The following is a 9,808-nucleotide window of genomic DNA, read 5'->3' on the forward strand; positions in this document are numbered from 1 at the left end:
GACACCACAAGAACCCCGCCCCGTGCGGGGTTTTTGATGTCCTCGAAAAAACCTTTACCGTTCGCCGGAAACCTCTCTTTTTACAGGGCTTTTCACAAGTTTTTCATGCCTTTCGAACAACCATCGACAGTTCTTCGACCATACTTCTACAATGCGGCGCTTTAAGACATATACCGTTACAAATAACGGCATTTCCAACCTTTATGAGTTCGCCTGCGTGAATATTCGTCTTTCTCTCCTGAGCCTGGTTTTCGTCTTGTCAGGCACGCTCATCACGCCAGCGGCCAATGCCGCCGAAACCACCGCTGCGCCTCGTGATGCCAAGCAACTGAAAATCGCCTCGGGCAGCGCCCTGCTCATGGACCTGCAGACCAACAAAGTCATTTATTCCAGCAACCCGGACGTGATCGTGCCGATTGCCTCAGTGAGCAAATTGATGACCGGCCTGGTGGTTGCCGAAGCCCGGCAGAACATGGATGAATGGATCAACATCGATATCAGCAGTACCCCGGAAATGAAGGGTGTGTTCTCGCGGGTCAAACTGAAAAGTGAACTGCCGCGACGCGAGATGCTGCTGATCGCCCTGATGTCCTCGGAAAACCGCGCCGCTGCCAGCCTCGCCCATCACTATCCGGGTGGCTATGCAGCCTTCATCGCCGCGATGAACGCCAAGGCCAAGGCGCTGGGGATGACCCATACGCACTTTGTCGAACCGACCGGCCTGTCACCACGCAACGTCTCCACCGCCCGCGATCTGAGCAAGCTGTTGATGGCGGCGCAAAAGCAACCGCTGCTCGTTCAATTGACCAGCACCAAAGAAAAAACCGTGGCGTTTCGCAAGCCCAATTACACCTTGGGTTTTCGCAACACCAACCATCTGGTGAACAAGGACAACTGGGACATCAAGATCACCAAGACGGGCTTCACCAACCAGGCCGGACATTGCCTGGTACTGGTGACCAAAATGGGCAACCGCCCGGTGGCGCTGGTGATTCTCGATGCATTCGGCAAATACACACACTTCGCCGATGCCAGCCGCATCCGTAGCTGGGTGGAAACAGGCAAGAGCGCCACTGCGCCGGCCGTGGCGCTGCAGTACAAGTCCGACAAGAACCTCAAGAGTCGCCAAAGCGGTGTGATCGAAGCGTCCAAGTAAGAAGCTTCCAGATAAACTGCGGCAAAGGAAAAAGCCCCGAATTCGGGGCTTTTTTTCGACTCGACTTTAGTCGTTAGGCAGCGGCATCTTGTCGTCATCCGGAATGCCATCGCCCGCGCTCGGATCACGCGGATGCTCGGTGGTCACGACTGCCGGGCGCGCCATCGGATCGCGCATCGGACTGTCCGGATCGAGCACTGGATCGACGTCGGACTCCGGCGTGGTCGGCACGCTGTCAGGTTTTTTATCATCGAAGCTTGAATCGGTACTCATACGCACCTCACATCAAGGTTTCAGATTGCCCAACGGGTCGTAGGGCCTGGCCGGACGCTTGTCGTCGTCACCTGCCTCAACGTCCTTCGGCGCCTTGGCCGGGCCGATGGGATCGACTTGCGGATCGTCGACATCCGGCGAGTCCGGATCGAATCCGAGATCATTTCCGGAGGAGTGCTCCGATGAGTGCGGGCCGCTGGGGGATTGGGAATTTGCCATGTTCGCCTCCTGGGACATGGCCCGGAAATGCCGGGCGCTTCCTTATAGGAGACTTGCCACACAGCGGGGTGCCCGGCAAACGACGAACGGGGCTCAGTGAGTCGCCAGCGCCTTGCGCGCCTGAGCCGCTTCGCGCTCCTGGCCAGCCTGCGCCAGCTCATCAGCGGCATTCAGCCAACGCTGCTGATCGACTGCCGCCGGAATCTGCGAGGGCTTCTGGATCAGCACCGCCCACTCCAGCGCTGACTCGAAACTGCTGAAATTCATCAACGTACGCCGGTTCATCCCGGCCCGCAGCAGCACGGTCTGCTTGTTGCGATCGTAGCCGGACAAGATCGCGTAGCGCGGTTCAGCCCAGAACGCCGAGCCTTCCTTGAAACGCACCATCACCGGATATCCCGCCGCCACCTGAGTCAGCAACGCCGGCAGCGTGCCGTCCAGCGGGTAGACGACCATGCCGTATTCGCGGGCAAGGCTCTGCAAGTTCTGCTGCAACTTATCTTCCGCGCCCGGCAAGTGCAGCGGTTTTTCCAGCATTCCGGGGGTAATCGATATGCCCTGTTGCGCCAACAAGCTCGCCAGTACCTGCGGCCCGCTCTGATTGGCCTGGCCGCGATAAAACGTGCCACTGAGCTCGACCCGTTCCGGCAGACGCTGTACCTCGGGCGTCACGCTGCCGGCACAACCAGCCAATGCCACCACGCACCCCGCCACCAACGTTGCCGCACGAATTCGAGAAAATAGCTGCACCATCGTCGCTCTCTGTTCAGGCGCCGGTCATCGTGTTCCGGCTTGGGCCACGATCATAGGACGGCTCAAGCCTGCGGTATAGCCCGAAACACCAGACGCATCGATTACATAGAGCAAAGTGATTGGTCGCCCGCGACCTTTGGTCAATAGCCTGAAACACAGCAACGACTAGACTGTCGTTATTAAAGACTGAATGAAGAACAAGCGTGCGCCCGATGCAGGGCGAAGAGGAGGCACAGATGAGCCTGACCATGACCATCGTAATGCTGATCGCCGGCTGGCTGGCCGTAGCCGCTGCCATGTTGTGGGGGGTGCTGCGGATTTCCCGGCGCCACCATCATCCTGTGCAATCTGCACCAGCCGGGAAAATCGACAAACACCACGCGCGCCCTGTCACTGCGCACTGATTTCCTGCAAAAACCCGCATAAACAAAAAAGGCCGCCTGAGCTCTTGCGAGTTCAGGCGGCCTTGTGGTCTTCAGCGATTACGCTTGAGCAGTCAGCTTCTTCTGCCGGGCGCGCCGCGAGAGCATGTTCAGCACTTCAATCGCTGCCGAGAACGCCATGGCCGCATACACATAACCTTTCGGGACGTGGGCGCCGAAGCCTTCGGCGATCAGCGTCATGCCGATCATGATCAAGAAGCCCAGAGCCAGCATCACCACCGTCGGGTTGTCGTTGATGAACTTGGCCAGCGGATCAGCCGCCAACAGCATCACCAGTACCGACACGACTACCGCGATGATCATGATCGGCAAATGCTCGGTCATGCCGACAGCGGTAATAATGCTGTCGATCGAGAACACCAGGTCGAGCAACAGGATCTGACCAATCGCCGCGGCGAAACCCAAGGTCACGGTCGAAGTAGCCGACTTCGGATCGTCCGGCGCCGGGTCCATGCTGTGATGGATCTCGGTGGTGGCTTTCCACAACAGGAACAGGCCGCCGGCAATCAGGATCATGTCCTTCCACGAGAACGCATGGCCGAGGATTTCCAGCACTGGCGCGGTCAACTGCACGATAAACGCGATGGTACTGAGCAACGCCAGGCGCAGGATCAGCGCCATGCCGATACCAATGCGCCGCGCTTTCTGCCGGTGCTGCTCGGGCAGCTTGTTGGTCAGGATCGAGATAAAGATCAGGTTATCGATGCCGAGCACGATCTCCATCACCACCAGTGTGGCCAAAGCTACCCAAGCAGTGGGGCTGCTGGCGAGTTCAATCAGATATTCCATGGGTCAGTCCTGACTCTCTGTTTAAGACGGTTTAGATTTCCTGGGAGGACGATTCGGATTTCTCCGCATCTTCTTCCGATTGTTCTTTTTTGCTGATCAGGCCGCCAGTAGCGTCGCTGAGCGCCGATTCTGCAGCTTTATGCGTGTCGTCGATGGCTTGCTTGGCCGCGTCAGCCGCTTGCCCCATGAGTTGCTGGGCACTCTTTTCAGCCTGATCGCAACCGGCCAGAACCAGTAAAGACGTAAACAGCAAAGCAGTCATTTTGAGTTTCATCATGCATCCCTTTGATAGACCAGACGGGCCATCCAAACCGGCCGTTGATGGGTGGGCATTCTAGGGAGATGAACAGTTCAGGAAAATTCGTATTTTTAGCGGCTATACTTCGGTTTATACGAACTGTACTCGCGGACTGAACGCCATGCTCAATTACCGACAACTGCATTACTTCTGGGTGGTAGCCAAGACTGGCAGCATCGTGCGCGCCTGCGAACAGCTGAACCTGACGCCGCAAACCATCAGCGGGCAGATTTCCCTGCTCGAACAAACTTATGGAATCGAGTTGTTTCAGCGCGTTGGCCGGCAACTTGAGCTGACCGAGGCCGGGCGCCAGGCCCTGCCCCTTGCCGAGCAGATGTTTCAAATCGGCGGCGATCTGGAACTGATGCTGCGCGCGCAGCCCAACGAGCAGCAGATTCTGTTCCGGGTAGGCGTGGCAGACGTGGTCCCGAAATCCATCGTCTACCGCCTGATCGCGCCGACCATGGAGCTCAGCGAACCGCTGCGCATTACTTGCCGCGAGGACAAACTTGAACGCTTGCTGGCGGATCTGGCGATCCAGCGCCTCGACCTGGTGATCTCCGACAGCCCGATGCCCTCGCATTTGGACATCAAGGGCTACAGCCAGAAACTCGGCGAGTGCGGCATCAGTTTTTTCGCCACTGCCGATCTGGCAGCGCAATATGGTCAGGATTTCCCACGCAGTCTGCACGGCGCGCCTCTGCTCATTCCCGGCGCGGAATCCGTGGTGCGCAGCCGCTTGCAGCGCTGGTTCGCTGAGCTGCAGATTCAGCCAAGAATTGTCGGAGAGTTCGATGACAGCGCCTTGATGCAGGCGTTTGGTCAGTCCGGGAGCGGGATTTTCATCGGCCCGAGCGTGATTGCCGATGAGGTGCAGCGCCAGTACAACGTGGAGGTAATCGGCCAGACCGATGCAGTGAGCGAGTCGTTCTATGCGATCTCGGTGGAGCGCAAGGTCAAGCACCCCGGCATCGTTGCGATTACCGAAGGTGCCCGACGCGAACTGTTTACTGCTGTTTAGGCCGCCGCGCAGACTTCACGCGGCTTCAACGCCATCAACACCATGGCAAGGAAGATCGACAACAGAATGAAGCCGGACGCAGCGAAACCGAGGAAGCCCAGACCCGCGCTGTCGATCACTCGGCCGCCGATCATCGCGCCCAGACCAATCCCGAGGTTGGCCCCGGCAATGTTCAACGACGCGGCAAACGCCGGCGCTTCAGGTGCAGCTTTCATTAAACGCACATGGCTGACCAGAAACAGCGCTGCCTGAGTCACACCCCAGATAGCCATCGCCGCCGCCAGACCCAGCGACGAATGAATGTTCGGCACCAGCGCGACCATTCCCGGAATCATGAACGCACAGAACATCACCGAAGCCATCAGCGGGTGACGATCCACCGCGCGCCCGCCCAGTGAGTTGCCGATCAAGCCCACGGCGCCGAAGCCCATCAGGCACCAGCCGACCACCGTGCCGTCGAAACCGGCCAGCCGTTCAAGGATGTCCGCCAAATACGTGTAAGCGGTAAACATGCCGCTAAACACCAGGATCGACAGCACGACATGGCCGATCATCAGCGGGCTGCGCAGGATTTTGAACTGCGAGCGGAAGCTGACCTGATGTTGATGCAGACTGGTTTGCGGCAGATAAACAAACAGCAATAACGCTTTGGCAAACGCGATCACCGCCAGAATGCCGAAGGCACTGCGCCAGCCGAACGCATCGGAAATCAGCGTGCCCACCGGGATCCCGAACACCGTCGCGCAGACGATGCCGAAGCCGATCTTGGCAATTGCGCGGCCGGCGAAGTCCGGGCCGGAGATGTCCACCGCTGTCTCACTGGCCAGGGCCCAGAACACGGGCAAGCCCAGCGCCGGAATCAAGCGGGCAACCGCCATCACCCAGATATTCGGTGCCAGCGCCGCCACCGTGTTGGCCAGACCAAACATGATCAGGATGCTGATAAACAGTTTGCGCCGTTCGAAGCGGGCGAAATATGCGGTCAAAAATGGACCGAACAAGGCCACGGTGAAAGCGAATAGAGTCACCAGCAATCCGGCTTGCGGGATGGTGACTTCCAGATCTCGGGCTATCGCCGGCAGCAAGCCGACGATGACGAATTCCGTGGTCAGCACCGTAAACCCGGCGGCGGACAACAGAAGGATGGGCAACAGCATGAGGAACTCCAGCAAAACGACGACACCAGCGCTGACCCGAAGGGTGCGCTGGCAGAACTTGAAAATGAGGATGGCGAATCTTAACAGAGTGTTTCCAGGCTGACTTGCACAAACCTGTCTATGTTGTAGATCAATCAAGTGGCAGATCGTCACATGCCTGAAGGATCGGGATGACGCTGTGATAAAGTCCGCGCCCTGCAAAACGTACACCTTTCGGGGCTGATCCGTGGCCCGCCCTGATTTCACCGCCCGGATCACGCACCTCGCACCCTATAAAAAATCAGAGACGCCGTTATGACCGCTGCATCCCCTTCTTTATTGCTACGCCTGAAAAACCTCAGCCTGGTCGCGCAGATCCTGATCGGCCTGATTGCCGGTATTGCTCTGGCGCTGTTGGCCCCGGAAGCGGCCAAAGCCACTGCGTTTATCGGCAAGGTATTCGTTTCGGCACTCAAGGCCGTGGCGCCGATTCTGGTGTTCGTGCTGGTGATGGCTTCGATTGCCAACCACAAGCACGGTCAGGAAACCCATATTCGGCCAATTCTGTTCCTGTACCTGCTGGGGACTTTTGGTGCTGCGGTGGTCGCCGTGGTAGCCAGCACGATGTTCCCGTCGCATCTGGTGCTCTCCACTGACAATGTTGCGGTGACCGCACCCGGCGGCATCGGTGAAGTATTGCAAAGCCTGTTACTGAGCGTGGTGGATAACCCGGTGACTGCGCTGATGAACGCCAATTTCATTGGCATTCTGGCCTGGGCGATCGGCATGGGCGTGGCGATCCGGCATGCCGGCGACACCACCCGCGAGGTGGTCAGCGACCTGTCCAACGGCGTGACCCTGATCGTGCGCGTGGTGATCCGCTTCGCCCCGCTGGGTATTTTTGGTCTGGTGGCTTCGACCCTGGCCACCTCGGGTTTCGGCGCGCTGCTCGGTTACGCGCACCTGTTGGCGGTGCTGCTCGGCTGCATGCTGTTCGTGGCGCTGGTGATGAACCCGCTGATCGTGTTCTGGAAGCTGCGTCGCAACCCGTATCCGCTGACCCTCAAGTGCCTGCGCGAAAGCGGTATCACCGCGTTTTTCACCCGCAGCTCGGCGGCGAACATTCCGGTCAATCTGGAATTGAGCAAACGCTTGGGTCTGCATGAAGACACTTATTCGGTGTCAATCCCGCTCGGTGCGACCATCAACATGGCCGGTGCGTCGATCACCATTACCGTGCTGACGCTGGCGGCTGTGCATACGCTGGGGATCGCGGTGGATATTCCGACGGCGATTCTGCTCAGCGTTGTGGCGGCGGTTTGCGCCTGCGGCGCGTCGGGTGTGGCCGGTGGTTCGCTGCTGCTGATTCCGTTGGCGTGCAGCTTGTTCGGCATTCCGAGCGAGATTGCGATGCAGGTGGTGGCGGTGGGTTTCATTATCGGCGTGTTGCAGGATTCTGCGGAGACAGCGTTGAATTCGTCGACCGATGTGCTGTTTACCGCGGCGGCTTGTATGGGTGAAGAAGAGAAAGCTCAGCGGATGGCGTAAACCGCATCCAGTAAAAAGCCCGCCAAGGCGCGAACCTTGGCGGGCTTTTTTGTGCCTTGGCGGTTTAGAACGCGCCCATGTAATCGCGCTTGCCCACTTCCACACCGTTATGACGCAGCAATGCGTATGTAGTGGTGACGTGGAAGAAGAACTGCGGCAGGCCGTAGCTCAGCAGGTAAGACTGGCCCGAGAAGCGTTTTTCTTTAGGCGTGCCCGGACGGGTAACAATCTCGATGCCTTCCTTGCCATCAATCTGCTCAGGCTTGATCTCGCCGATGTAGGCCAGCACTTTGGTAATCAGCGCTTGCAGCTCGGCGAAGGTGGTTTCTGTGTCGTCGTATTTCGGAACTTCTATTTCAGCCAGACGCGACGAAACGCCTTTGGCGAAATCCACAGCGATCTGCACCTGACGCACCAGCGGGAACATGTCCGGGTACAGGCGTGCCTGCAGAAAGGCGTTCGGGTCGATGTTTTTCGCGGTGGCGTGGGCTTCAGCCTTCTTCAGCACATCGCTCAGGGCGTTGAGCATTTGTTGGAAAACCGGGACGGATGCGGCGTACAGGGAAATGGTCATGGCAGTCTCACGTGGTGGCAGGGTCAATCGTGGGGCGATTATAGCCATGCCGCGAGACGCCTGCGGCTTGTCTTTTATCCTGCAAGGATTAGGCTAGGCGCCTTCGACTGCTGAGGGAACGCGCGATGACCACCGAACAACAAACCACCTTCGACGAACCACGGCTCAACGCCACGGAAATCCGCATTCTCGGTTCGTTGATCGAAAAGCAGGCCACCAGCCCGGAAAGCTATCCGCTGACCCTCAACGCGCTGCTGCTGGCGTGCAATCAGAAAACCAGCCGTGAACCGGTGATGAACCTGACGCAAGGCCAGGTCGGTCAAAGCCTGCGCGCGCTTGAAGGTCGTGGTTTTACCAAGCTGGTCATGGGCAGCCGCGCCGACCGCTGGGAGCACAAAGTCGACAAGGCTCTGGAACTGGTGCCGGCGCAGGTGATTCTGACCGGGCTGATGTTTCTGCGCGGCCCGCAGACCGTCAACGAACTGCTGACCCGCAGCGGGCGCATGCATGAATTCGAAGACGCCGAGCAGGTGCTGCATCAGCTGGAGCGGTTGATTGCTCGTGGCTTGGCGGTGTTGATCCCGCGTCAGGCGGGGCAGCGGGAAGATCGCTATACCCATGCACTGGGCGATCCGGCGGATATCGAGGCAATCATGGCAGCGCGACAGAATCCTGCAGATCGCGGCGCGGCCAGCGGTGTTTCCGTGGAACGCATAGAAGAACTGGAGGCGCGGATCGCAGCGCTGGAAGAGCGCCTGTCGCGCCTGGAATGATCACCACTTGATCTGTGGGAGCGGGCTTGCCCGCGATAGCGTACTGTCAGTCAACATAGATGGCGGCAATGCCGGCCTCATCGCTGGCAAGCCAGCTCCCACAGGTACGTCGTCTATTACTCACCGTCCCAGTAATCCACCCCGTCCACCTGCCGCGCCACCGCTACAAAACCTGAAGCATTGCCCTCTGCGTCCACGCTGAAGTTATCCATCACCGCGTACTTGTTCGAATCCGGGTACTCGCAGATTTCCGGTTGTTGCTGGGTACTGACCGCCAGATATCGCAACTCAGCCTGACTGGTATTGAGGATTTGATGCGCTTTCTCCGGACCACCCGGCGGGCAGGCAATCACGTCGCCAGCGCGGATCGGGAAACGCTCGGCACCCAGCCGAACCTCGCCCTCCCCGGCCACCACGTAAAACATTTCCTCATTGACCCGGTGACTGTGAAACGGGCTACCGCGCATCCCCGGCGGCAGCGCGTATAGGCGATAGCCAAGTTTCTGCGCGCCCAATTGCTGACCGACCCGGGCCAGACGCTGCTGATAACGCCCGGCGGTTTCGCCTTCGGGCGCCAGCGCTTCAGGCAGTGTTTCGAGTTCTACATCGTTCAGGTTGAGTATTGGCGGATGCATACAAACCTCGATCACATCATTGAGAGGGGGCAGTCGGTGCCTGTTTTTGAAATTGCGGCGCGGCCATCGCTAGCAGGCTAGCTTGTATGCTTGGTACTTGAAGGGAGGAGGAGGGACTAGGCTGGCTTCTGACTGTTGACGCAGTACAGATCCGTGGGAGATTTCGCCCCTCCTCCTTTCACCCAAGCGC

General features: G+C 58.8%; 13 protein-coding genes. 5 read left to right on the top strand and 8 right to left on the bottom strand.

The features are described 5' to 3' along the window. The first annotated feature begins 217 nt into the window (after positions 1 to 217). Entirely contained in the window at positions 218 to 1,156 is a 939-nt protein-coding gene (gene pbpG, locus ACP7BN_RS17850; RefSeq protein ID WP_420650144.1) for a D-alanyl-D-alanine endopeptidase, read from the top strand. Positions 1,157 to 1,222: 66 nt separating this feature from the next. On the opposite strand, the gene ACP7BN_RS17855 is transcribed toward pbpG, so the two are convergent. The 3 genes from ACP7BN_RS17855 to ACP7BN_RS17865 form a co-directional block, all read right to left on the bottom strand. Then, a complete protein-coding gene (locus tag ACP7BN_RS17855; RefSeq protein WP_420650145.1) occupies positions 1,223 to 1,429 on the bottom strand; it encodes a hypothetical protein in 207 nt (68 codons plus the stop codon). A 12-nt stretch (positions 1,430 to 1,441) separates the two neighbouring features. Continuing rightward, entirely contained in the window at positions 1,442 to 1,648 is a 207-nt protein-coding gene (locus tag ACP7BN_RS17860; RefSeq protein ID WP_426205464.1) for a DUF6021 family protein, read from the bottom strand. A 93-nt stretch (positions 1,649 to 1,741) separates the two neighbouring features. Continuing rightward, positions 1,742 to 2,401, bottom strand: a complete 660-nt coding sequence (locus ACP7BN_RS17865; protein ID WP_426205465.1) for a peptidase C39 family protein — start codon at positions 2,399 to 2,401, stop codon at positions 1,742 to 1,744. A 236-nt stretch (positions 2,402 to 2,637) separates the two neighbouring features. On the opposite strand from ACP7BN_RS17865, the gene ACP7BN_RS17870 reads away from it, so the two are divergent. Next, entirely contained in the window at positions 2,638 to 2,805 is a 168-nt protein-coding gene (locus ACP7BN_RS17870; RefSeq protein WP_426205466.1) for a hypothetical protein, read from the top strand. Between the two features lie 78 nt (positions 2,806 to 2,883). On the opposite strand, the gene ACP7BN_RS17875 is transcribed toward ACP7BN_RS17870, so the two are convergent. Further along, complete coding sequence (locus tag ACP7BN_RS17875; RefSeq protein ID WP_420650149.1) at positions 2,884 to 3,633, bottom strand: TerC family protein; 750 nt, start codon at positions 3,631 to 3,633, stop codon at positions 2,884 to 2,886. Positions 3,634 to 3,664: 31 nt separating this feature from the next. Further along, a complete protein-coding gene (locus tag ACP7BN_RS17880) occupies positions 3,665 to 3,907 on the bottom strand; it encodes a hypothetical protein (protein ID WP_420650150.1) in 243 nt (80 codons plus the stop codon). 145 nt (positions 3,908 to 4,052) lie between these two features. Between ACP7BN_RS17880 and nhaR the strand changes: the two genes are divergently transcribed. Further along, on the top strand, positions 4,053 to 4,952 hold the full coding sequence (gene nhaR / locus ACP7BN_RS17885; protein ID WP_426205467.1) for a transcriptional activator NhaR: 900 nt from the start codon (positions 4,053 to 4,055) through the stop codon (positions 4,950 to 4,952). Here nhaR and ACP7BN_RS17890 read toward each other — a convergent pair. After that, a complete protein-coding gene (locus ACP7BN_RS17890; RefSeq protein ID WP_420650152.1) occupies positions 4,949 to 6,109 on the bottom strand; it encodes an MFS transporter in 1,161 nt (386 codons plus the stop codon). The genes nhaR and ACP7BN_RS17890 overlap by 4 nt on opposite strands. 294 nt (positions 6,110 to 6,403) lie before the next feature. Here ACP7BN_RS17890 and sstT point away from each other — a divergent pair, with 294 nt between their 5' ends. After that, a complete protein-coding gene (sstT, locus tag ACP7BN_RS17895; RefSeq protein ID WP_420650153.1) occupies positions 6,404 to 7,636 on the top strand; it encodes a serine/threonine transporter SstT in 1,233 nt (410 codons plus the stop codon). Between the two features lie 64 nt (positions 7,637 to 7,700). Here sstT and ACP7BN_RS17900 read toward each other — a convergent pair whose 3' ends face one another. Continuing rightward, positions 7,701 to 8,210: a DUF1993 domain-containing protein gene (locus tag ACP7BN_RS17900; protein WP_420650154.1), complete on the bottom strand. Its 510-nt coding sequence runs from the start codon at positions 8,208 to 8,210 to the stop codon at positions 7,701 to 7,703. A gap of 125 nt (positions 8,211 to 8,335) precedes the next feature. Between ACP7BN_RS17900 and ACP7BN_RS17905 the strand changes: the two genes are divergently transcribed. Continuing rightward, a complete protein-coding gene (locus ACP7BN_RS17905; RefSeq protein ID WP_426205468.1) occupies positions 8,336 to 8,983 on the top strand; it encodes a YceH family protein in 648 nt (215 codons plus the stop codon). Positions 8,984 to 9,099: 116 nt separating this feature from the next. On the opposite strand, the gene ACP7BN_RS17910 is transcribed toward ACP7BN_RS17905, so the two are convergent. Then, the gene (locus ACP7BN_RS17910) at positions 9,100 to 9,618 is read right to left on the bottom strand and encodes a cupin domain-containing protein (protein ID WP_426205469.1); all 519 of its coding nucleotides are present in this window, start codon (positions 9,616 to 9,618) and stop codon (positions 9,100 to 9,102) included. Positions 9,619 to 9,808 lie beyond the last annotated feature (190 nt).

The organism is Pseudomonas sp. TWP3-1, from assembly GCF_049896625.1.
Classification (GTDB): domain Bacteria; phylum Pseudomonadota; class Gammaproteobacteria; order Pseudomonadales; family Pseudomonadaceae; genus Aquipseudomonas.

Bases quoted from the DNA above. Each gene is read 5' to 3' on its own strand.
- ACP7BN_RS17855 (WP_420650145.1), bottom strand. From the start codon at position 1,429: ATGAGTACCGATTCAAGCTTCGATGATAAAAAACCTGACAGCGTGCCG.
- ACP7BN_RS17860 (WP_426205464.1), bottom strand. From the start codon at position 1,648: ATGGCAAATTCCCAATCCCCCAGCGGCCCGCACTCATCGGAGCACTCC.
- ACP7BN_RS17865 (WP_426205465.1), bottom strand. From the start codon at position 2,401: ATGGTGCAGCTATTTTCTCGAATTCGTGCGGCAACGTTGGTGGCGGGG.
- ACP7BN_RS17870 (WP_426205466.1), top strand. From the start codon at position 2,638: ATGAGCCTGACCATGACCATCGTAATGCTGATCGCCGGCTGGCTGGCC.
- ACP7BN_RS17875 (WP_420650149.1), bottom strand. From the start codon at position 3,633: ATGGAATATCTGATTGAACTCGCCAGCAGCCCCACTGCTTGGGTAGCT.
- ACP7BN_RS17880 (WP_420650150.1), bottom strand. From the start codon at position 3,907: ATGAAACTCAAAATGACTGCTTTGCTGTTTACGTCTTTACTGGTTCTG.
- nhaR (WP_426205467.1), top strand. From the start codon at position 4,053: ATGCTCAATTACCGACAACTGCATTACTTCTGGGTGGTAGCCAAGACT.
- ACP7BN_RS17890 (WP_420650152.1), bottom strand. From the start codon at position 6,109: ATGCTGTTGCCCATCCTTCTGTTGTCCGCCGCCGGGTTTACGGTGCTG.
- sstT (WP_420650153.1), top strand. From the start codon at position 6,404: ATGACCGCTGCATCCCCTTCTTTATTGCTACGCCTGAAAAACCTCAGC.
- ACP7BN_RS17900 (WP_420650154.1), bottom strand. From the start codon at position 8,210: ATGACCATTTCCCTGTACGCCGCATCCGTCCCGGTTTTCCAACAAATG.
- ACP7BN_RS17905 (WP_426205468.1), top strand. From the start codon at position 8,336: ATGACCACCGAACAACAAACCACCTTCGACGAACCACGGCTCAACGCC.
- ACP7BN_RS17910 (WP_426205469.1), bottom strand. From the start codon at position 9,618: ATGCATCCGCCAATACTCAACCTGAACGATGTAGAACTCGAAACACTG.